The sequence below is a fragment of the Pseudomonas sp. JV241A genome, from assembly GCF_900275665.1.
GTDB lineage: Bacteria > Pseudomonadota > Gammaproteobacteria > Pseudomonadales > Pseudomonadaceae > Aquipseudomonas > Aquipseudomonas wadenswilerensis.
The window spans coordinates 33,003-54,318 of sequence record NZ_OPYO01000035.1 but is presented as its reverse complement, the minus strand read 5'-3'; the positions used below and the strand labels follow the sequence as shown (position 1 = coordinate 54,318).

The following is a 21,316-nucleotide window of genomic DNA, read 5'->3' as shown; positions in this document are numbered from 1 at the left end:
CGGGGCAAGCCCGCTCCTACCAGGTGGGAGCGGGCTTGCCCCGCGAAGAGGGCGAAACGCATCAGATCTTGACGTTCTGGCGCACGTTCCAGCCGTACTTGACCGGGCCGCCGTCTTTGGTGCCGTCAGCTTTCTGCGGCTGGTAATCGACCGTGACCTTGCCGAAGTTCAGGGTGACGTTTTCGGTCAGGCGGTCATCGCCGCCCGAGCCGCCGGTGCTCAGCGAGCTGATCAGCACTTCTTCGAGGTTGATGACCAGGTATTCAACCTGGCTTTCGCCACCGGCCTTGCGCACGGTCAGCTTGACCTTGTCGATGTGCTTGCCGCTGGAGCAATGCATCATCAGGTTAGGGCTGGACTTGTCGACGTACTTGGTCAGCGACAGGTCCTGGATGTTGACCTTGCCGGCGCCACCGCCACCGCCCATGTGCATGTTGCCGGACTGGGCCATGCCCCAGCTCCAGTTCAGCACATCGATCTCGTCCTTGTGGGCCTTGTCCATGGACTCGCCCTTGATGTCGCCGATCTTGATGAAAATATCAACTGCCATGTTGTCTCCAGAGTGTGGCTTCTACCACATTGTTTTTCAGTGCACGCCCCGCATTTGCGGGGCGCTTCAGCGAGCCAGGGCTCAGGCGCCCTTGGCCGATGGCAACTTCGATACCAGACGTAGCGACACGGTCAGCCCTTCGAGCTGGTAGTGCGGGCGCAGGTAGAAACGCGAGTTGTAGTAACCCGGGTTGCCTTCGACTTCTTCGACCACCACTTCGGCCGCCGCCAGTGGATGTTGGGCCTTGGTGGTTTCGGTGGAGTGGGCCGGGTCGCCATCGACGTAGTTGAGAATCCAGTCCTGCAGCCAGCGCTGCATCTCGTCCTTCTCTTTGAACGAGCCGATCTTGTCGCGCACGATGCACTTCAGGTAATGGGCGAAGCGACAGGTGGCGAACAGGTACGGCAGGCGCGCAGCCAGGTTGGCGTTGGCGGTAGCGTCCGGGTCGTCATACTCGGCAGGCTTTTGCAGCGACTGGGCGCCGATGAAAGCAGCGAAGTCGGTGTTCTTCTTGTGCAGCAGCGGCATGAAACCGTTCTTCGCCAGTTCCGCTTCACGGCGATCGGAGATGGCGATCTCGGTCGGGCACTTCATGTCCACGCCACCGTCATCGGTGGGGAAGGTGTGCGCGGGCAGGTTCTGCACTTCACCGCCGGACTCGACACCGCGAATCCGCGAGCACCAGCCGTAGTACTTGAACGAGCGGTTGATGTTCACCGCCATGGCGTAGGCGGCGTTGGCCCAGGTGTACTTGGTGCTGTCGGCACCGTCGGTGTCTTCTTCGAAGGCGAAGGCTTCCACCGGGTCGGTCTTGGCGCCATACGGCAGGCGCGCGAGGAAACGCGGCATGGTCAGGCCGATGTAGCGCGAGTCTTCCGATTCACGCAGCGAACGCCAGCCGGCGTACTCCGGGGTGGTGAAGATCTTGGTCAGGTCGCGCGGGTTCGACAGTTCCTGCCACGAGCCCATGCCCATCACGGTCGGCGAGGCCGCAGCAATGAACGGCGAGTGCATGGCGGCACAAACCTTGGACAGCTCGCCGAGCAGCTCGACGTCCGGTGGCGACTGGTCGAAGTAGTAATCGCCGACCAGGCAGCCATACGGCTCGCCGCCGAACTGGCCGTATTCCTCTTCGTACATCTTCTTGAACAGCGGGCTCTGGTCCCAGGCCGTGCCCTTGAATTTCTTCAGGGTCTTGTGCAGGTCGGGCTTGGAGATGTTGAGCACGCGGATTTTCAGCTGCTCGTCGCTCTCGGTGTTGTTGACCAGGTAGTGCAAGCCACGCCAGGCGCTTTCCAGCTTCTGGAACTCGGGGTGGTGGATGACCTGGTTGACCTGGGCAGTGAGCTTGGCGTCGATGGCGGCAATGATCGATTCGATCGACTTGATCGCGTCATTGGACACCAGGTCGGTTTGCGCCAGGGCCTGTTCGGCCAGGGTGCGTACCGCAGTTTCGACGGCTTCGCGAGCGCGCTCGGTCTTGGGTTTGAATTCTTGCAGCAACAGCGAGGCGAACTCGCTGGCTTGCTCGGTGGCCGCTGGCTGGGCCTGGGTATCACGCATCGGATCGGTCATGAGGCTATGTCCTGATTAAGCGTTCGGCTCGGGGTCCTGGGGCTTTGGCGCACTGGCCAAGGCCTGGAGCAGGGCCGGATCCTTGATGGCTTTCATGATGATTTCTTCGGCGCCGGTCTTGCCGTCCATGTAGGTCAGCAGGTTGGCCAGCTGGGTCCGCGCTTCGAGCAGCTGGTTCAGCGAATCGACCTTGCGCGCCACGGCGGCAGGGCTGAAGTCGTCCATGCTTTCGAAGGTGATATCCAGGCTCAGGTTGCCTTCGCCGGTCAGTTCGTTGGGTACATGGAAGGCTACCCGTGGTTGCATGGCCTTGAGGCGCGAGTCGAAGTTGTCGACGTCGACTTCCAGGAACTTGCGTTCGGCCACCGGCGCCAGCGGCTCGGCAGGCTTGCCCGCGAGGTCGGCCATGACGCCCATGACGAAAGGCAACTGGACCTTCTTTTCGGCGCCGTAGAGCTCGACGTCATACTCGATCTGCACCCGCGGCGCGCGATTGCGCGCAATGAATTTCTGAGAACTGGGGTTCGCCACGTTGTTCCTCCTGGTCGCAGGTGCGACGGTATTGGCGTCATCGATCGTTGCCGGTAACGGTGTTGCATATGTGCGTAGGGTCTGGCCCGCAGGCCTCAGTCGGTCTCAGGCCCGCGCAGGGTTTCGAATTGCGACAGCCCATCGGGGATCAGGTCGCGGACGATCGCGGCAAAATCGGCATTCACCAGATTTTTCGCGCGGTTCAACAGCACCGGCAGCGGGCTCGAGGGCTCGTGGCGGGCGTAGTACTTTAGAATTCGGTCGAGGCTGCGCAGCACCTCGTCGCGGCTGGCGATATCGGCCGAGGCACGGGCAACGGGGGCTGCAGGAGCCGCGCTGGCAAGAGACGCCGGGCTGTCGGCTGCGGTGCTGACTTCGCTGACTTCGCTGGTGTCGTTGGCGGCTTGCTCGCTTGCTGGCGCATGTTCGGCGAGGATTTGCGCGGCCTGGCGCAGCGGCTGTTTCAGGGCGCTGAGATCAACCCCGCTGGCCGACCCGACCTGCTCGTTGACGTACTGCTCGATTGCCTCGGTGGCTTCGCGGGCCTGCTGCAACGCCTCGCGGGTGGCCTGCAGTTGCTCGGCATCACTGTCGCGCAGGGCACCGCCGAGCTCGTCGGCATTGAGTGTCTCGCTGGCAAAGTGCTGCAGGCCGCTGGCGTGCAGGGCCGCGCGCAGGCTGACCGGGCCGAAAGCACGGGAGCGGGTCAGAAGGCTTTCGCGCAGCAGGGCGATGTTGGTCTCGCAGACCAGACCGGCGAGGGCGTTGATGCGCACCGTCGGGTCATTGTCGTCATCGGCGTCGAGTTGCGGGTGCACGTGCGGCCAATACTGGCGCAACAGGTCGTTGATCAGTTGCAGGGTGCTGGCAAGACCGGCAATGCCATGCAAGGCCAGGGCACTTTGCAACAGGAAATGAGTGACGCGAAGGTCTTTGCTGCGTTGCAGCAGGGCGGTGCAGGACTGTTCGATCTGCCGCCATTGGGGCGGTTCGGCAGGCTGGATGGCATCGCCCATGACACGTTCGGGCTTGCCTTGGGCATCACGCTCCAATTGCAGGAAGTCCGGGTCGTATTCAAGGTCGTCGCCGCAAGGAAAGTTCTCCGAAACGGCAGCGAGCAAATGCGCTGAGTTCACCAGATATCGATCTCCGTATCGTCCCGTGGTGGGGGTAGCTAATGTGCGCTAATTGGATTTGTGACGTAGCGCACATATTTTGCTGAGTTGTCCTTAGTTGATATCAAAGTGATATCACGCTTGTTCAGCAAGTCGCGCATTTTTGGTTTATTTCCAATTGGCTGTCAAGGTAAGCTATCGGCCCACCGTAACCTGAGTTTTGGGCCAAACAGGTTTTCTGACCTATTGGTCAGGGTGACGGTGGATGTCGTTTGAAACTGACAGAGTTCGGCTAAAGTTACCGAACATCGGACATTCAGTTGATTTTTCAGGGATTGGAAGCGAATCGCGTTATCTGCGCAAGGCCTGAAGCGGGTCCGCAGGCGATTCAGGATGTTGCTAAGGAGGCGTGATGTCGCTGAGTCTGACTATTACCAGTTATCACAAGATTACCCCTGGCCAATGTCCTGAAAAGTTCATCGAATCAGGTGCCATCAGCATTGGACGTGGCCCCGGTAATGATTGGGTATTGCCCGATCCGGAACGTCTGGTCTCTTCGCAACATTGTGTCATTCAATATAAAGACGGTCGCTACTACCTCACTGATAACAGTACGAATGGTGTCGAATTAATTCACGCCGGTATTCGTTTGCGTCGCGGTAACAGTGAGCCGCTGATGGATGGCGAAGTGATCCGCATTGGCGAGTACGAGATTCAGGCGCGCATCGATTCAAGCTTCAAAATGGAAGATGGCAATCCGTTAAGTCGCGATGCCTCCAACAGCTTCGAGGCGCTGATGGCCAATCAGGCTGGCGCCACCCCTACTCCTTCAGTCCCCGCCGCGCCTAAGTTCATCCAGGGGGCCTCGAGCAACGATACCCTTCCTGACCTGTTCGATTTTCTTGCACCGGCAAGCATTGCACCGGTGACCCAGCCCGATCATGTGCCTGCCCAACAGCATGACTTTCGCCCACCAACGCCAGTGCCGCCTGTTGTGCCAGCGCCGGCGAGCCCCGGGGTCATCCCCGAAGACTGGGACCCGTTCGCCGAACCTTCAGCTCCCACGCCCGCTCCTGTAGCCGCGCCGGCCGCGACCGCAATGCCCGCTCCGGGGCCCGTTGCCGAAGCCGTTGCGCAGCCCGCCCCGGCGCCCGTTGTCGAAGCCCTTGCGCAGCCTGCCGACTCAAGTGCGTTGGTCCAGGCATTCCTGCGCGGTGCAGGTCTTGAGCAGTTGCGAATCGACAGCGCCCAGGTAGAGGCGCAGATGGAAGCCCTCGGCCGTAGCTACCGGCTGATGGTCGAGGGTCTGATCGATGTACTGCGTGCGCGCAGCAGCCTCAAGGGTGAGTTCCGCATGCAGCAGACCATGATCCGCCCGGCGGAAAACAACCCGCTCAAGTTCGCTCCGAATGCCGATGAAGCGCTGCTGTTGCTGCTGCGGCACGGCAATCACGCGTTCATGGCGCCGGATCAGGCAGTACGCGACAGCTTCGACGACCTGCGCGCGCATCAGTTGGCTGTGATGGCGGGTGTTGAAGCGGCCATCAAGCACCTGCTCGCACGCTTCGAGCCGGCACAGCTGGAGTCGCGGTTAGGCGAGCCGGCCGGCCTGTCGAAACTGTTCGGCAGCTCGCGCCAGGCGCAGTACTGGCAGCAGTTCACCGAGCTGTACAGCAAGATCTCCGGGGAAGCCGAAGACGACTTCCAGGACCTGTTCGGGCGCGAGTTCAGCCGCGCCTATGAGGAGCACAGCGCGCGTCTGCAACGCTCCTGAAACAAACGGAAAGTGCCACGTCATTGAGGACGCAGGATGATTCGAACAATGCTGATGGCGGCGGTGACCACACTGTTGCTCAGTGGTTGTAGCAAGGATGAAGTCGCAGCACCGGTCCAGCCCGAGGTGGCAGGGCCTACCAGCGTGACCTTGTATTTCAGTGCCGCCGCCGGGCTCAACCCGGGCGCCAACGGCCAGGCCGCGCCTGTGCGCGTGCGCATTTTCGAACTGAAGAACAGCGCCAACTTCAACCGCGCCGATTATTTCGCCCTGGCCGAACGTGCTCCGGCGACCCTGGGCGCCGACCTGATCGATCAGGACGAAGTGCTGGTGCAGCCTGGTGAGCAACTGCGTGTCGAGCGCCCGCTGAGCTCGACCACCCGCCAGATCGGCCTGGTGGTCGGCTACCGCGAGGTCGATCAGGCGCAGTGGCGCAGCCTGCTGCCCGTGCCGCCGCTGGATTACCAGATCAGCCTCGATGTCCGCGCTGTGCGCAGCGCTGCCCATACCTCCCCAACCAGTACCGCCCAATAGGCGATCGGAGAAGCCATGTCCTGGAACAATCGTGTGGTCTGGTCGGAAGGCATGTTCCTCGGAACCCAGCACTTTCAACAGCATGACCGTTATCTCGAAAATCTGATCGATGCCCGCAGCCGGCCACTGTCGGCGGGCGCCTGGGGTTTTTCCGAGCTGCTGATCGACCAGGGCCTGCTGGCCCAGGGAAAACTGGCCATCGTTTCGGCTCGGGGCCTGCTGCCTGACGGCACACCTTTCAACATCCCCCAGGATGACTTGGCGCCAAGCCCGCTGAACATCGATGACAACCTGCGTGATGGCCTCGTGTACCTGGCCTTGCCGCTCAAGCGCGCCGGTGCCCGCGATACGGTCGACGAGGGCGAGACGCTGGGCGGTGCGCGCTATGTCAGCCGGGTGGCCGAAGTGCGCGACGACAACGCGCCGTTCGAGAATCGCTCGCCGGTCGCTCTCGGTTCCCGTGCCCTGCGCCTGATTACTGCCGAAGAGGGCCTGAGCGACTATGCCGCGCTGGGCCTGGTACGTATCAAGGAAAAGCGCGCCGACCGCGCCCTGGTCCTGGATGACAGCTATATCGCGCCAGTGCTGGATGTATCGGCGAGCAAGAGCCTGTCGGCATTTCGCAGCGAACTGCTGGGCCTGCTGCATCAACGCGGCGAAGCGCTGGCCGGGCGGGTGGTAGCCTCGGGTGCCGGCGGCGCTTCGGAAATCGCCGACTTCATGCTCCTGCAACTGGTCAACCGCGCCCAACCGCTGGTCGAACACCTGAGCCAGTTGAGCCCGTTGCACCCGGAGCGGCTTTACAGCGAGCTGGTCAGCCTGGCCGGTGAGTTCGCCACCTTCTGTGCCAGCAACCGTCGCCCGGGCGAGTTCCCGGTGTACCAGCATGATGACCTGGCAGCGAGCTTCGCCCCGGTCATGCAGGCGCTGCGCGAAGCCCTGTCGATGTTGATCGACAGCAAGGCCACGCCCATCCCGATCGTCGAGAAGGCCTACGGCATTCACGTGGCCATGCTGGCTGACCGCAGCCTGCTCGATAACGCCAGCTTCATCCTCGTGGTGCGCGCCGACGTGCCGAGCGAGACCCTGCGCGGGCGCTTTGCCCAGCAAAGCAAGATCGGTGCGGTCGAACACATTCGCGACCTGGTCAACCTGCAACTGCCGGGCATCGGCCTGCTGCCGTTGCCGGTGGCGCCACGGCAGATCCCGTTCCATGCCGGCTCCACCTACTACGAACTCGATCGCGGCAGCGAGCATTGGCAGCAACTGCAGAACGCCGGGGGCTTTGCTTTCTACGTCGCCGGCGAGTTCCCGGGGCTGAACCTGGCCTTCTGGGCCATCCGAGGATAAGCCGCGATGCAGCCTAACGACCCGTCGGCACCGCCGGCCAACGACCGTACCCAGTTCATGCCGCGCCCCGGTGGCCGTGGCCCACAGGCGGATATGCCTGAGCCGGCTGCGCCGCCGTCGATGCCGGCACAGCCGTTGCCCGGTGGCCAGGCACTTGGCCTGAACCCGCTGGAAAGCGCCGCCGGCCCGTTGTTGGCATTGCTGACCCGCTTGCGTAGCACCATCGCCCATCCGGCCCCGGCCAGCCTGCGTGCGCAGTTGCTGGCCTATCTGCGTCAGTTCGAAGAGCGCGCCGAAGCCGCCGGGGTGGCGCGTAACGAAGTGCTGCTGGCGCGTTACGCCCTGTGCACCGCTCTCGATGAAGCCGTACTCAGTACGCCTTGGGGCAGCAGCAGCGACTGGGGCAAGCAGAGCCTGCTGATTACCGTGCACAACGAAGCCTGGGGTGGCGAGAAGGTATTCCAGCTGCTTGAACACTGCCTGCAGAGCCCGCGCGAACGTCTGTACCTGCTGGAGTTGCTGTACCTGTGCATGTGCCTGGGCTTTGAAGGCCGCTATCGGGTCATGAACGGTGGCCGTGCTCAGCTCGAAGCCTTGCGCGAACGTACTGCCGCCGCCATTCGCAGTGCCCGGGGCGAGTTCGAGCGCGAACTGTCGCCGCACTGGCGCGGGGTCAGCGTCACCCGTGATCGACTGTCGCAGTTCATGCCGCCCTGGGTGGGCCTGGCCATTGCCCTGGCGCTGTTACTGGCATTGCTGTTTGCCCTGCGCTTCATGCTCGCCGCCGACGCCGAGCCGGTATTCAAGAACATTCATGCCCTGGGCGAGATCCCGGTGCAAGCCATCGATCGCCCGGTGACCCAGCCAAAACCAGTGGAACGGCCACGGCTGGCGGGCTTCCTGGCCAGCGATATCAAGGCCGGGCGGGTCAGTGTCGAAGACGCCGTCGACCGCTCGGTGGTGACCATCCGCGGCGACGAACTGTTCGCCTCGGCCAGCACCAGCATCAATGACAGCTTGCAGCCATTGATGCTGCGCATCGCCGATGCCATTGGCCAGGTCAAGGGCCAGGTGCGGATCACCGGCCACAGTGACAACCGGCCGATTGCGACCTTGCGCTTCCCGTCCAACTGGGCGCTGTCCCAGGCCCGCGCCGAGCAGGTCCAGCAGATTCTGGCAGCCAAGACCGGCCAGCCTGCGCGCTTCACCGCACAGGGCCTGAGCGATACCGAACCACTGGCACCGAACAACACGGCCGAAGGCCGGGCAAAGAACCGCCGGGTTGAAATCACTGTATTGGCGGAGGGGGTCGAGTGAAGGCGTTTTTCGGTTTTGTCATTCGCTGGGTCATCCCGGTGCTGGGTCTGATCGCCCTGAGCCTGATCATCTGGTTCGTCGGGCCGTTGTGGGATGTGCTGATTCCGGCGGGTCGCCGCTGGGCCCTGATTGCCCTGCTGTTTGCGTTGTGGCTCGGCTATCGCCTGTGGCGCATTGTCCAGGCCCGCCGCCAGGCGGAAGAGGTCATGCGCAGCCTGGCCGCGGAAACCGCCCCGGACCCTGCCAGCGTTGCTACCGCCGAGGAGCTGGCGACCTTGCGCCAGCGCATGGACGAAGCCCTGGCGCTGCTGAAAAAGGCCCGCCTCGGTGGTGACGAGCGGCGCAATCTGTACGAGCTGCCGTGGTACGTGATCATCGGTCCGCCGGGCTCGGGCAAGACCACGGCGCTGGTCAATTCCGGCCTGCATTTCCCTCTGGCGGCGCAGTTTGGCGCCGGGGCAATTCGCGGTGTTGGCGGCACCCGCAACTGCGACTGGTGGTTTACCGACCAGGCTGTGCTGCTCGACACCGCAGGCCGCTACACCACTCAGGACAGCCACGCCCAGGTCGACAAGGCTGCCTGGCTGGGCTTTCTCGACCTGCTGAAGAAGCAGCGCTCGCGTCGGCCGATCGATGGCGCCTTCATTGCCATCAGCCTGTCCGACCTGCTGCTGGGCAGCGACGCGGAACGTGCCGCCCACGCGGCGGCCATCCGCTCGCGCATCCAGGAGCTGTATAGCCAGCTGGGCGTGCGCTTTCCAATCTACCTGATGCTGACCAAGCTCGACCTGGTGCCGGGCTTCATGGAGTTCTTCGACACCCTGAGCAAGGAAGAGCGCGCCCAGGTGTGGGGCATGACCTTTGCCCTGGACGACGACAAGTCGGCTGAAGGGCCGCTGGCGCAGTTCCAGAGTGAGTTCGCCGGCCTTGAGCAACGCCTCAACGAGCGGCTGGTCGAGCGCCTGCAGCAAGAGCGCGATCCGGCGCGGCGCGATCTGGTCTATGGCTTTGTTCAGCAGTTCGCTGCCTTGCGCTCGAACCTGCAGAGTTTCCTCGACGGCGTGTTCAAGCCCAATGCCTATGAAGAGCGCGCGTTGTTGCGTGGCGTGTACTTCACCAGCGGCACCCAGGAAGGCAGCCCGATCGACCGGCTGATCGGCGCCATGGCCCAGAGCATGGGCCTGGACCGTCAGCACCTGGCGCGCCAGACCGGCACCGGCCGCAGTTACTTCATCGAAAAACTGTTCAGCGCCGTGGCCTTTGCCGAGCGCGGGCTGGTCGGGGTCAACCCGAAGGTCGAGCGCCGGCGCAAATGGCTGGCCCGTGCTGCACTCGCGGCCAGCGTTGCCCTGGTAGTGCTGGTCGGCAGCGTGTGGGCGCTGAGCTATCGCGCCAACCAGGCTTACATCGCCCAGGTCGAGCGTAAGCTCGCGCCGCTGGGGCCAGTCCTGCAAACCCTGAGCCCGGCCCAGCGCGATGTACTGGCGGTACTGCCGCTGCTCAATGCCGTGCGCCATCTGGCCGATGATCCACCCAGCTGGGCAGAAGGCCTGGGGCTGTACCAGGGCGACATGCTCGAAGCCGAGTCGGCCAGCGTCTACCGCAAGCTGCTGATTGCCGTGTTTGCCCCACGCCTGGTTACCCGTATCGAAGAGCAGCTGCACAGTGGCGGTGGTTCCGACTTCCTCTACGAAGGCCTCAAGGCGTATCTGATGCTGGCGGACGGCGAGCACTATGACCCTGATTTCATCAAGGCCTGGGTAACCCTCGACTGGGAGCAGAGCCTGCCCCGTGACCTCTCTCCTGAGCAGCGTGCGGCGCTGGGTGAGCACCTGCAGGCGCTGTTTGAAAAGCGTCCGCCGAATGCGCGCCTGGATGCCAACCTGATCGAAGACCTGCGTCGCCAGCTGCAGCAGTTGCCGGTGGCCCAGCGCGTCTATGACCGGGTCAAGCGGCAGAAACTGCCAGACGGCGTCAGCGATTTTCGCCTGAGCGAAGCCGCCGGCCGCGATGCTGCGCTGGTGTTCAGCCGCAAGAGCGGCAAGCCGTTGGGCGAGCCATTGAGCGGGCTGTTCACCGTCGAGGGTTATCGCAAGGCGTTCCTCGCCACCAGCCTGCAACACAGCAACACCCTGGCCGAAGAACGCTGGGTGCTGGGCCGCGAGCAGGCCGATGAAGGTGATGTAAGCAGCCTGGCTGCCGACGTGCGCCGCCTGTATTTTGCCGACTACATCCGCCACTGGGACGCACTGCTGGCCGATATCGACTTCGTGCCGATCACCAGCGTGGCCCAGGCCGCCGATGTATTGCGGGTGATTTCCGGGCCGACTTCGCCGCTGAAAAAACTGCTGGCCGCCGTGGCCAAGGAAACCAACCTGCAACAGCAGGACCCGCTCGCCGCCGCCCAGGCTAAAGCCAGCGAGGCCGGTGTCGATCAGCTCAAGCAACGCCTGGGTAACCTGCTGGGCCAGGATGCACCGGCAGATATCCGTCAGGCGCAACACAACGAGGATCCGGTCACCGCGCACTTTGCCGAACTGGCCAGCCTGGTCAGCAAGGGCGAGGGCGAGCCTGCGGCCATCGATGGCCTGCTCACCGACATGAACGCCTTGTACGTGCAGGTCAGTGCCATGGTCGGTGCCAGTGGTGACGCCTTGCTCGGTGAGGCCAAGAACCAGGCCACTGCCGCCGCCAATCGTGTCAGCCTCACCGCACAACGCCAGCCGCCGATGGTCCAGGGCCTGGTCAAGTCGGTCGTCAGCTCGACCACCAACACCATGATGGGCGGCGTGCGCAATCAACTGAACGCCGCCTGGGTCAGTGAAGTGGTCAACGTTTATCGCCAGTCCCTGAGCGGCCGTTACCCGTTGGCACCGGGCAGCTCGCGGGATGCCACGCTGGACGACTTTGGCCAGTTTTTCGGCGTTGGCGGGGTGATGGACAGCTATTTCCGCAAGTACCTGCAGCCGTACGTCGATACCTCGGCCAACCCGTGGCGCTGGCAGCCGGGTGCGGCGCAGAAACTCGGCATCGGCCCTGGTGTGCTGCACACCTTCCAGCGCTCGGCGGCGATTCGCGATGCGTTCTTCCGCTCCGGCGGCATGCAGCCGACCGTGCGCTTCGAGCTCAAGCCGGTGGCCATGGACGCCTCGATCACCCAGTTTTTGCTCGACCTCGACGGCCAGCAGATCAGCTATGACCACGGCCCGAGCCGACCGGTAGCAATGCAGTGGCCGAACCCCAACAGTATCGGCGTGGTCCGCCTGTCGATCATGCCGCCGTCGGCCAACGGCCGTTCCGGCCTGACCCTGGAAGGGCCGTGGGCCTGGTTCCGCTTGCTCGATCAATCCGATCTGGTGGCCGGCAACGGCCCGGATCGCTTCAGCCTGCGCCTGCGCGTCGACGGTGCCAGCGTGTCTTACGAACTGCGCGCCAACAGCGCTTTCAACCCGTTCAAGAGCCGCGTGCTCAGCGGCTTCAGCCTGCCGGAGCGGTTGTGATGGGTGGCGTTGGCTTCTACGGCAAGCTGGCCAGCCGTGGCGACTTTGTCAGCCGCGGCTTGCCGCAGAGCTTCATCCAGCCCTGGGACCAGTGGCTGGCGGCGGGGCTTATGGCCAGCCAGCAGCAGTTGGCCGAGCACTGGTTGCCGGCCTATCTGGTCAGCCCCTTGTGGCGCTTTGCCTTGGCCCCGGGGGTCTGCGGGCCAGAGGCTGTAGTGGGCGTGCTGATGCCCAGCATCGACCGGGTAGGGCGCTATTTCCCTCTTACCCTGGCTCAGGTTCTGGCGTCGGATGAGTCGCTGGCGGCGGTGGTCAGTGGCCCGGATGACTGGTTCGAGCACGGCGAAGCGCAGCTGTTGGCCACCCTGGAACCCCAGGCTGGTTTCGAGGCGTTCGATGCGGCGGTCCAGGGCTTTTCCGCACCCCGCATCAGTGCCGTTTCGAGCCCGGCGGTTGCTGGCTTGCAGCGCTTTGCGGCAGTGACCCCCGAGGCCCGCCAGGCCGCTTTGGCCGAAAGTGCCTGCGCCGGCATGAGCCTGTGGTGGGGGCGGGGTTCGGAGCATATCGAGGCGGGATTGTTGCGTTGTGCCGGTCTACCGCGCAGCGAGGATTTCGCCAGTTTTCTTTTGGGTAGTGAGGCGGCGCGCTAGATGACGGCTTTGCATTACACCGCAGCCAGCTACAGCCATGTCGGCATGGTGCGCAGCATCAACGAAGACGCCTGCCTGGACCTTGGCAGTGAAGGCCTGTGGGCGGTTGCCGATGGCATGGGCGGGCATGCGGCGGGCGATTACGTTAGTTGCCTGATCGTCGATACCTTGCGCCAGTTGCCGGCAACGCATTCCCTGGATGAATACGCCCAGGTGCTGCGCGAGCGGCTGTCGGCGGTCAACGCAGCGGTGCGCGAAGAAAGCGTCCGGCGTGGCGTGACGATGATGGGTAGCACCCTGGTGCTTTTGGCTGTGCGTGGTGACCAGGGTATCTGCCTGTGGGCCGGTGACAGCCGCCTGTACCGCTTGCGCGACGGGCGCCTGGAGGGCATCTCCCGCGATCACAGTTACGTGCAGGAACTGCAGGACAGCGGCCTGCTCAGCGAGGCCGAAGCGCGGGTGCACCCGCGGGCCAATATCGTCACCCGGGCGATTGGTGTCGAGCCCGAGCTTGAGCTTGAGGCCGTGTCACTGCAGATCTTCCCCGGCGATACCTACCTGTTGTGCAGCGACGGCCTCAACAAGACTGCCGAAGACCATGAAATCCGCGAAGTGCTGGGCCACAGCGACCCCTACCAGGTGGTCCGCAGCCTGGTGCACCTGGGCCTGACCCGGGGCGCCCCCGACAACATTACCGCCGTCGTCATCAAGGCCGGTTGAAGACCAAGCACATGGACAAAGTGATTCCCGGATACGACATCGACGGAGAGATTGGCGAAGGCGCCATGGCTACCGTCTACCTGGCCACCCAACGCTCGCTGGAGCGTAAGGTGGCCCTGAAGGTCATGGCTGCGGCCCTGGCTGCCGACCCGACCTTCTGCGAGCGCTTCTTGCGCGAAGGCCGCACCCTGGCGCGGCTGTCGCACCCGCACACGGTGACCATCCACGACATCGGCAATGTCGGCGAGCTGTACTACATGGCCATGGAGTACCTGCCCAATGGCACGCTCAAGGAGCGCATTGCCGCCGGGGTGACACCGGAGCAGGGCCTGCTGTATATCCGCCAGATCGCTTCAGCCCTGGGCTACGCCCATGCCCAGGGCCTGGTGCACCGTGATGTGAAACCGGCCAACATTCTCTTTCGCGCCGATGGCACTGCGGTGCTGTCGGACTTCGGCATCGCCAAGTCGCTGGATGACCGGACCCAGTTCACCCAGGCCGGTTTCGCTGTTGGCACCCCGAGCTACATGAGCCCGGAGCAGGCGCGTGGCCAGGACATCGACGGCCGCGCCGATCTCTATGCCCTGGGTGTGGTGTTTTACGAGATGCTGGTTGGCAAGCTGCCATACAGCGGCAACGACGCACTGTCGACGGCACTGGCGCATTTGACCGAGCCGTTGCCGGAGTTGCCGATCGAGCACGGCCGCTATCAGGAAATTCTTCGTGGCCTGCTGGCCAAGGACCCGGCCGAGCGCTTTGCCGATGCCGAGACCTTGCTGGCGGCGCTCGATCGGCTGCCAGCACAAGATACTCAAAGCACGTTGATCCAGCCGCTGCCAATTGCCAGCCCGGTGACGCCTGTGGCGGTGGAGCCGCCACAGGCGCCTCCAACGCCGAAACCAGAACCCATCGCCAAGGCATCGCCACCGGCAGCCCCGCGCAAGCGCCCGGCAGTGGCCTTGCTTGCCATTGCGATCGCTGCGGCGCTGGGCCTGGGCGGGGTTGGTTATTGGGTTATGAGTGGCGATGAACAGGTCGCTGATTCCCAGCCGGTGCAAACCAGCGAACCGGCACCACAGACGCCTCCGAGCGCAAGCAATGACGACAATCGCCCGCTGTTGATGGCCGGCAAGAAAACCCTGTTCCAGCGCGTGCTGAGCAAGCCCGGCGCCCAGGTCGTCAGCCAGCCGGGCGCCACGCCCAGCGATACCTTGCCGGCGTTTACCGTGCTCTACGTCTACCAGCGTCAGGACCTCAACGGCAGCCCCTGGCTTCAGGTCGGCACCGCCAGTGATGGCCGCCGCGACGGCTGGTTGCCGGCCTCCCAGGTTAGCGACTGGAAGCAGAGCCTGGTACTCAAGTTCACCGAACGCTCGGGGCGCGCACCGGTGATGTTCCTGCGCCAGTCCGATGAGCTGGAACGCTTGCTCGGCGATACCTCGGCGGCCCGCGCCGAACTGCTCAAGGCGCAAAACACTCCGGACGCAGTACCGCAAGTGATGGCCCTGGAACCCAGCGCCAGCGCCGTGCCTCAGGACCAGTTCTACCTGATGCCGATCTTCGAGGCGCGCGAGAGCTTCGACGAAAACGGCCAGCCGCTGCAGCTGCTCAATGTCGCCTCCATCGACCCTGGCAGCAGCGCGCGCAGCAGCCAACCCAAGGCCGCCGGTATGGCGTCCTCCAGCGACGCGTTCCGTACCGCCGTGGTGCTGGTGGTGGATACGTCGGTATCGATGCAGCCCTATATCGATCAGGTGCGCCAGGTGGTGCACGAGCTGCATGGGCAGATCTCGCGCCGTGGTGAGCTGGATAACGTCAGCTTCGGCCTGGTCGGCTTTCGCAACAACACCACGCGCACGCCGGCCCTGGAATACCTGACCAAGACCTTGGTAACCCTGGACCAGGGCCGCGATCCCGAGCGCTTCCTGAAGCTGGCCGAACAGGTCAAGGCCACCAATGTCTCCAGCCACTCGTTCAACGAAGACGCCTTTGCCGGGATCATGCAGGCGGTCGACGGCATGGACTGGTCCGGTTATGGCGGGCGCCTGATTCTGCTGGTCAGCGACGCCGGCTCCCTGCGCAAGAACGACCGCTACAGCAGCACCCAGATGAACGAAGCCGAAGTGCGCCAGGCGGCCCTGAGCAAGCAGATCAAGATCTACGCCCTGCACCTGCGCACCGAAGCGGGCAAGAAGAACCACGCCTACGCCGAGCAGCAGTACCGGGTGTTGACTGCCGATGCCAACCCGCAGATCGGCGACCTGTATGTGTCGGTGCCCGGTGGCGATGTGAACAAGTTTGGCGAGCGGGTGCGCGAGATCGGCTCGAGCTTCGCCGACCTGGTCCACCAGGTACGCAGCAACCCGGCACAACCGGCACCGCTGCTGGCTGCTTCGCCAAGCGTTGCGGATAAATCAGCCGCCATTGGCTATGCCATGCACATGGACTTTCTCGGCCGCAAGAGCGCCAGCCAGGCCCCGCAACTGGTCAGCGCCTGGACCTCCGACCGCGACCTGACCAACCCGGCGCTGCCGACCCTGCAAGTCTGCGTGATGCTCACCAAGCTGCAACTCAACGACCTGCAGCAATCGCTGAAGCTGATCGTCGATGCCGCGCGCAAGACCCGCACTTCGCCCAAGGATTTCTTCCAGGAGATCGCCAGCGCCAGTGCCTACATGAGCCGCGACCCGGCGGCCCTGCGCAAGGGCGCCAACCTCGCCGAAGGCGGTGTGCTGGGCGAATACCTGGAGGGCCTGCCGTACCGCAGCAAATCCCTGAGCATGACCCAGGACCTGTGGTTGTCGCTCAGCGTTGGCGAACAGGAAGACTTTATCGACGAGCTGGATTCGAAGATCCGCCTGTACGAAACCTTTCACAACGACATGGCCAACTGGGTGCGCTTCGGCAATGCCGAGCCCGGTGATGCTTTGTACCGTGTGCCGTTGTCGACGCTGCCGTGATGATCAGCCTGCAAGCGCTGCGCAAAACCCGCGGCCTCGGCAGCCAGCGCTACAGCCTGGAGATCGAGCGCCTGGAACTGCGCGCCGGTCAGCAGCTGGCCCTGGTCGGCCCTAGCGGCTGCGGCAAGAGCACCTTGCTCGACCTGCTGGCCTTGGTGCTGCAGCCGGATCAGGCCGAGCGCTTCGTGTTCAGCACCGACTCGCACACTTACGACATTCAGCAACTGTGGCGCGAGCAGCGCCAGGACCGGCTGGCGCACCTGCGCCGCCGGCATCTGGGCTATGTGCTGCAGGCGGGGGGCTTGCTGGGCTTTCTCGACGTACGCAGCAATATCGCCCTGCCGCGCCAGGTGCTTGGCCTGGGCGATGACGGCAGCGTACAGCGCCTGGCCGAGCAACTGGAGATTGACGACCAGCTCGACAAGCAGCCGAACGCGCTGTCGGTCGGCCAGCGCCAGCGGGTCAGTTGTGCCCGTGCCCTGGCGCATAACCCCGACCTGTTGTTGGCCGATGAGCCGACCGCGGCCCTTGATCCACTCAATGCCGAGCGGGTGATGCAGCTGTTGCTGCGTCAGGCGCAAGCGCGGCAGGTGGCCTGCCTGATCGCTACCCACGACGAGGCGCTGGCCCGCGATGCCGGCTTGCAGGTGTTGCGCATGATCTGCCGCCGCGATGCCGACGGCGGTGTCACCGCCACGCTGGAGGGCCAGCCCTGATGCGCCCGATGCTGATCGCTGCCCTGGCCTGGCGGGACTACCGCAACGACGCGCGCCTGTCCGCTTGCAGCGTGCTGGCGCTGGTGGCGGTGATCGCGCCGTTGCTGGTGTTGTTCGGTTTGAAGTTCGGCCTGGTCAGCAGCCTGACCGAGCGCTTGGAGCGCGACCCGGCGGTGCGTGAAATCATCCCGTTGGGCGGTGGTCGTTTCAGCGCTGATTTCGTTGCCGAACTGGCTGAGCGTCACGATGTGGCATTCGCCTTGCCGCGGACCCGACAAATTGCCGCAACCGCTGATCTGGTGCTGTCTGCGCGCAAGGTGGTGGTCAATGTCGAGATGATCCCGACGGCGCTCCGCGACCCGCTTCTGCAGGGGCTGCAAATCCCCAACGGCATCGACCAGATCGTCCTCAGCCGCACGGCGGCGGAGAAGCTTGGCGCTCAGGCAGGCGACTCGCTTGAGGCGTCGTTCAGCCGCCAGCTGGCCGGGCAGATTCAGGCTCAACGCACCACCTTGAAGGTCTTGGCCGTATTGCCGCTGGAAGCCTTCGAGCGTGACGCCTTGTTCGCGCCTCTGGCGCTGCTGGAAGCTGCCGAAGACTACCGCGATGGCCGCGCCGTACCCGCCTTTGCCTGGGAAGGGGAGGCCAAGGCCGGCGAGGCGCAACGGGTCTATCCGGCCTTTCGCCTGTATGCGCGCAACCTCACCGATGTCGAGCCGTTGCGCCGCTTCTTTGCCGACCGCCAGTTGCTGGTCTCGACCCAGGCCCCGGCCATTGCCCAGGTGCAGTCGTTGAGCCGCAACCTGACCTTGGTGTTCTGGATCATCGCCGCGCTGGCAGTGGCTGGCGCGTTCGCGGCTATCTGCGCTGGCGCCCTGGCTGCGGTCGAGCGCAAGCGCCGCGAGCTATCGGTGATGCGCTTGCTCGGTTTCAGCACGACAGCCTTGCTGGCTTTTGTGGTGCTCCAGGCGCTGTACAGCGGTGTGTTCGCCGCGGTGCTGGGCGCCACGCTGTATGCCCTGGCCGAAAGCGGCCTCAACCAGTTGTTCATGCAGATGCCCGGCGAGTACGCCAGCCATCTGCTCCCGTCGCATTACCTCGTTGCCTTGCTCGCTGTGCTGTTGGCCAGCGCGGCCGCTGCCGCCCTGGGGGGCTGGCGCGTGGCACGAATAGACGCTTGTGAAGGAATTCGAGATGTTTGACCGCCGCTTCCCCGCCCTGGCGCTGATCGTCGCCGCCCTGAGCCTGGTGTCCTGTGCCCAGGCCGAGGACGACCCCAAGCCTGCCAGCAACAAGCTGGACAACCCCAAGCCGCTGGCCGACGACATCAGCCTGCCGCTGCCGTGCGACGGCGAGATGGTCTTCCGCCACGTCTACGTGCTGGCCCAGGGCAGCCTCGATGACCGTGAAGTGAACCTCGGCTATCCGTTCAGCGAAGGCGAGGCGGGCTACAAACAGTCGTTTATTTCCGGTTATCGCCGCGACTTCATCAACGGCCAGTTCAGCCTGCAGGACCTGTCCACTGACTGGAAAAAACGCATCAGCCCAAGCCTGCCGAAAACCGAGGCCGGCAGCCCGCTGAGACCGATGATGTACTTCATCGGCAAGTACGAAGTCACTGCCCGCCAGTACGCACAGGTGATGGCGCAGGCCCAGTCGCTGGCCAGCGGCGAACCGGCGCCGGCCTGCGAGGCACCGACTGGCATGGCCGGGCGCCTGCCCAAGGTCAAACTGTCGCGTTTTGAGGCTGAGCGTTTTTCCGCGGTCTACAGCGCCTGGCTGATGAAGAACCACCGCGATCTGCTGCCGGTCAGTGGCCGTGGCAAGAAGGCTGAGGATGGCGGTATCGGCTTTGTGCGCCTGCCGACCGAAGTGGAATGGGAGTTTGCTGCCCGTGGCGGCTCTGCCGTCAGTCGCCAGGAGCTGGAAGGCCGGCTGTTCCCGCGACGCCTTGAGGGCAGTGAAAGCGACGGGCCGCTAGCTGATTGGGCAGTGTTCAACCAGGTTGCCGGCGGCACCGGCCAGGCCGCGCGCCTGACCCCGATCGGCACCAAACTGCCCAACCCGTTGGGGCTGTTCGACGTTGTCGGCAACGCTGCCGAAATGGTCCAGGAGTCGTTCCAGCTGGTGCATGCCGGGCGCCGCCAGGGTGCTTATGGCGGCTTCGTGGTCAAGGGCGGCAATTACCTGGAAGGCGAGGGCACGCTGTTCACCGGCATGCGTCGCGAGTACCCGCTGTTCGGCGCCGATGGCACTGAGCAAAGCAATGAAACTACAGGTTTCCGTGTAGCCATCGGCGCCCTGTCGGCCCCGCGTTCGCGCTATGAGGAACTGTTCGAGCAATGGCAGAAAGAGGGCCGCATGGCCTCGCTGACCGACGCCATCGACGACGCCCAGGACCCGACCAAGCGCCTGGACAGCATCATCGCCGCCAGCGTCGACCCGCGCCTGCAAGCGGAGCTTGGCCTGGTCAACGAAGAGCTCAAGCGCAACGTTTCGTTGATCGCCCAACAGCGCGAAGAAGCTGCCGGCAACCTGATCCAGTCGGCGGCGCTGGTGGCCGAGACCATCAACAACTACAACATCCGCCTGACCAACCTGCAGAAGACCCAGCAGCAGGCCAAGGCCTCGGGTGACGAGACCAGCGCCAAGCTGTTCGCCGCCGCCATCAACAACGGCCGCAGCGCGCTCGACGGCGCCGTGGCGATCTACATCGACAACCTTGCCACTGGCACGCGCTATACCGATGCGGTGATTCAGGCGCAGTTCCAGCGGGTCAAGGAAGAGCTCAATCGCAAGCCGGTGCTGGGCAAGAGCCTGCTCAGCCGCGCGACCTTGTTCGTCCGTCATGTCGGGGACTATCGCCAGCAACGGCGTGCGGACCCAGCGACGATCTTGAAAGAACTGCTCGCATCAGCTGCTCCGCAATCTTGAGCGGCTGTCGAGCGAGCATCGTAGTGACCGGGGCGACATGAGGTTGTCCCGGGCGTGTTTAATCAGAGAGAGAACCTGACCATGCTTTCAACTCGCAAGCCCTTCTTCACTGCTTCCAACGGCCGGGCCGCGCTGCTGCTGGCGGCCGGTTTCAGCACCGTCCTGCTGACTGGCTGCGCCAGCTCGCCGGCGTCCAAGGTCGGTGCGACGACCAAGGTCGAGTACTACCCGAGCTGCTACGAGCCGGTCCAGCACCTGCGCGCCACCGATTCGGACATGACCAAGTCGGTCGCAACCGGCGCCCTGATCGGTGCCGTCGGCGGCGCGCTGACCGGCGCCCTGACCGGCAACTCCGACACCCGTGGCCGTAACGCTGCCATCGGTGCTGCCGGTGGTGCCCTGGTCGGCGGTGCGGCCGGTTACTACACCGAGCGCCAGAAGCAGATCAGCGACGACAACCAGCGCATCGGCTCTTACGCCACCGACATCAACAAGAGCGCGGCCGACATGGACCGCAGCACCGCTTACGCCAAAGCCTCCCAGGCGTGCTACCAGCGTGAGTTCGCCAACCTGATGGATGGCCGCAAGAGCAACAAGATCAGCGATGGCGAAGGCCGCAAGCGCCTCGCGGAAATCATCGCCGGCCTGCAGGAGTCGAACAACCTGATCACTGCGGTCAACGGCCGTCTGGGTGAGAACCTCAACAACTACACCCAGGCATACGAGCAAGACCTCAAGCAGGTCGGCGTACCGCGTAACGACGTGGTGATCGTCGCCGAGGCCCAGGCGCCGGTGCTGGCCACCGGCAACGCCAAGAAGACCAACACCGGCAAGACCAAGACTCCGCCACCGGCGAAGAAAAAGCTGCCAGAGGTACCGAAAGAAGCCGTCGCCACCGAGAAGACCCTGCAGGACGCCAACGCCAAGAAGGCTGAAAGCCAGAAGGTTGCCAGCGCCGGCCAGAGCCAGGTCAACAGCATGTGCAAAAACCCTGACATGGGTGACTGGGCACCGGTGCCTTGCCCTAACGTGTAAGGCCTGAACAGCAGCGTCGCCTGGCCTTGTGCTACAAGGCCGGGCGACCTGTGCG

General features: G+C 64.1%; 16 protein-coding genes. 12 read left to right on the top strand and 4 right to left on the bottom strand.

Annotated elements, in window-relative coordinates:
* Positions 1-61: 61 nt before the first annotated feature.
* From JV241A_RS23985 to tssA, 4 genes are all read right to left on the bottom strand, one after another.
* Positions 62-550 (bottom strand): type VI secretion system tube protein Hcp, encoded by a 489-nt coding sequence (locus JV241A_RS23985; RefSeq protein WP_115084879.1) that lies wholly within the window; start codon positions 548-550, stop codon positions 62-64.
* 81 nt (positions 551-631) lie between these two features.
* Positions 632-2,125, bottom strand: coding sequence for a type VI secretion system contractile sheath large subunit (gene tssC, locus JV241A_RS23980; protein WP_115084880.1), 1,494 nt, complete (start codon positions 2,123-2,125; stop codon positions 632-634).
* 15 nt (positions 2,126-2,140) lie between these two features.
* The gene (gene tssB / locus JV241A_RS23975; RefSeq protein WP_115084881.1) at positions 2,141-2,656 is read right to left on the bottom strand and encodes a type VI secretion system contractile sheath small subunit; all 516 of its coding nucleotides are present in this window, start codon (positions 2,654-2,656) and stop codon (positions 2,141-2,143) included.
* A gap of 95 nt (positions 2,657-2,751) precedes the next feature.
* Positions 2,752-3,792 carry a type VI secretion system protein TssA gene (gene tssA, locus JV241A_RS23970; RefSeq protein WP_134064809.1) on the bottom strand — a complete coding sequence of 347 codons (1,041 nt, stop codon included), beginning with the start codon at positions 3,790-3,792 and terminating at the stop codon, positions 2,752-2,754.
* A gap of 391 nt (positions 3,793-4,183) precedes the next feature.
* Between tssA and tagH the strand changes: the two genes are divergently transcribed.
* The 12 genes from tagH (at position 4,184) to tagQ (ending at position 21,261) form a co-directional block, all read left to right on the top strand.
* The gene (tagH, locus tag JV241A_RS23965) at positions 4,184-5,545 is read left to right on the top strand and encodes a type VI secretion system-associated FHA domain protein TagH (RefSeq protein WP_134064807.1); all 1,362 of its coding nucleotides are present in this window, start codon (positions 4,184-4,186) and stop codon (positions 5,543-5,545) included.
* A gap of 36 nt (positions 5,546-5,581) precedes the next feature.
* On the top strand, positions 5,582-6,079 hold the full coding sequence (tssJ, locus tag JV241A_RS23960; RefSeq protein WP_134064805.1) for a type VI secretion system lipoprotein TssJ: 498 nt from the start codon (positions 5,582-5,584) through the stop codon (positions 6,077-6,079).
* A gap of 15 nt (positions 6,080-6,094) precedes the next feature.
* A complete protein-coding gene (gene tssK, locus JV241A_RS23955) occupies positions 6,095-7,429 on the top strand; it encodes a type VI secretion system baseplate subunit TssK (protein WP_134064803.1) in 1,335 nt (444 codons plus the stop codon).
* Positions 7,430-7,435: 6 nt separating this feature from the next.
* A complete protein-coding gene (locus JV241A_RS23950; RefSeq protein WP_115084886.1) occupies positions 7,436-8,746 on the top strand; it encodes a DotU family type VI secretion system protein in 1,311 nt (436 codons plus the stop codon).
* Positions 8,743-12,246 carry a type VI secretion system membrane subunit TssM gene (gene tssM, locus JV241A_RS23945; protein ID WP_134064801.1) on the top strand — a complete coding sequence of 1,168 codons (3,504 nt, stop codon included), beginning with the start codon at positions 8,743-8,745 and terminating at the stop codon, positions 12,244-12,246. Before JV241A_RS23950 ends, tssM begins: the two co-directional genes overlap by 4 nt.
* A complete protein-coding gene (gene tagF / locus JV241A_RS23940) occupies positions 12,246-12,896 on the top strand; it encodes a type VI secretion system-associated protein TagF (RefSeq protein WP_134064797.1) in 651 nt (216 codons plus the stop codon). The genes tssM and tagF overlap by 1 nt, the downstream gene beginning before the upstream one ends.
* Positions 12,897-13,616 carry a protein phosphatase 2C domain-containing protein gene (locus tag JV241A_RS23935; protein WP_115084889.1) on the top strand — a complete coding sequence of 240 codons (720 nt, stop codon included), beginning with the start codon at positions 12,897-12,899 and terminating at the stop codon, positions 13,614-13,616.
* 11 nt (positions 13,617-13,627) lie between these two features.
* Positions 13,628-16,576: a serine/threonine-protein kinase gene (locus JV241A_RS23930; RefSeq protein ID WP_134064795.1), complete on the top strand. Its 2,949-nt coding sequence runs from the start codon at positions 13,628-13,630 to the stop codon at positions 16,574-16,576.
* A complete protein-coding gene (locus JV241A_RS23925; RefSeq protein ID WP_115084891.1) occupies positions 16,576-17,292 on the top strand; it encodes an ABC transporter ATP-binding protein in 717 nt (238 codons plus the stop codon). The genes JV241A_RS23930 and JV241A_RS23925 overlap by 1 nt, the downstream gene beginning before the upstream one ends.
* On the top strand, positions 17,292-18,494 hold the full coding sequence (locus JV241A_RS23920) for an FtsX-like permease family protein (RefSeq protein ID WP_115084892.1): 1,203 nt from the start codon (positions 17,292-17,294) through the stop codon (positions 18,492-18,494). The genes JV241A_RS23925 and JV241A_RS23920 overlap by 1 nt, the downstream gene beginning before the upstream one ends.
* Positions 18,487-20,226: an SUMF1/EgtB/PvdO family nonheme iron enzyme gene (locus JV241A_RS23915; protein ID WP_134064793.1), complete on the top strand. Its 1,740-nt coding sequence runs from the start codon at positions 18,487-18,489 to the stop codon at positions 20,224-20,226. The genes JV241A_RS23920 and JV241A_RS23915 overlap by 8 nt, the downstream gene beginning before the upstream one ends.
* An 81-nt stretch (positions 20,227-20,307) precedes the next feature.
* A complete protein-coding gene (gene tagQ / locus JV241A_RS23910) occupies positions 20,308-21,261 on the top strand; it encodes a type VI secretion system-associated lipoprotein TagQ (protein ID WP_115084894.1) in 954 nt (317 codons plus the stop codon).
* Positions 21,262-21,316 lie beyond the last annotated feature (55 nt).

Excerpts from the sequence above, each read along its gene's own strand:
- JV241A_RS23985 (WP_115084879.1), bottom strand. The coding sequence starts at position 550 with ATGGCAGTTGATATTTTCATCAAGATCGGCGACATCAAGGGCGAGTCC.
- tssC (WP_115084880.1), bottom strand. The coding sequence starts at position 2,125 with ATGACCGATCCGATGCGTGATACCCAGGCCCAGCCAGCGGCCACCGAG.
- tagH (WP_134064807.1), top strand. The coding sequence starts at position 4,184 with ATGTCGCTGAGTCTGACTATTACCAGTTATCACAAGATTACCCCTGGC.
- tssJ (WP_134064805.1), top strand. The coding sequence starts at position 5,582 with ATGATTCGAACAATGCTGATGGCGGCGGTGACCACACTGTTGCTCAGT.
- tssK (WP_134064803.1), top strand. The coding sequence starts at position 6,095 with ATGTCCTGGAACAATCGTGTGGTCTGGTCGGAAGGCATGTTCCTCGGA.
- JV241A_RS23950 (WP_115084886.1), top strand. The coding sequence starts at position 7,436 with ATGCAGCCTAACGACCCGTCGGCACCGCCGGCCAACGACCGTACCCAG.
- tagF (WP_134064797.1), top strand. The coding sequence starts at position 12,246 with ATGGGTGGCGTTGGCTTCTACGGCAAGCTGGCCAGCCGTGGCGACTTT.
- JV241A_RS23935 (WP_115084889.1), top strand. The coding sequence starts at position 12,897 with ATGACGGCTTTGCATTACACCGCAGCCAGCTACAGCCATGTCGGCATG.
- JV241A_RS23930 (WP_134064795.1), top strand. The coding sequence starts at position 13,628 with ATGGACAAAGTGATTCCCGGATACGACATCGACGGAGAGATTGGCGAA.
- JV241A_RS23925 (WP_115084891.1), top strand. The coding sequence starts at position 16,576 with ATGATCAGCCTGCAAGCGCTGCGCAAAACCCGCGGCCTCGGCAGCCAG.
- JV241A_RS23920 (WP_115084892.1), top strand. The coding sequence starts at position 17,292 with ATGCGCCCGATGCTGATCGCTGCCCTGGCCTGGCGGGACTACCGCAAC.
- JV241A_RS23915 (WP_134064793.1), top strand. The coding sequence starts at position 18,487 with ATGTTTGACCGCCGCTTCCCCGCCCTGGCGCTGATCGTCGCCGCCCTG.
- tagQ (WP_115084894.1), top strand. The coding sequence starts at position 20,308 with ATGCTTTCAACTCGCAAGCCCTTCTTCACTGCTTCCAACGGCCGGGCC.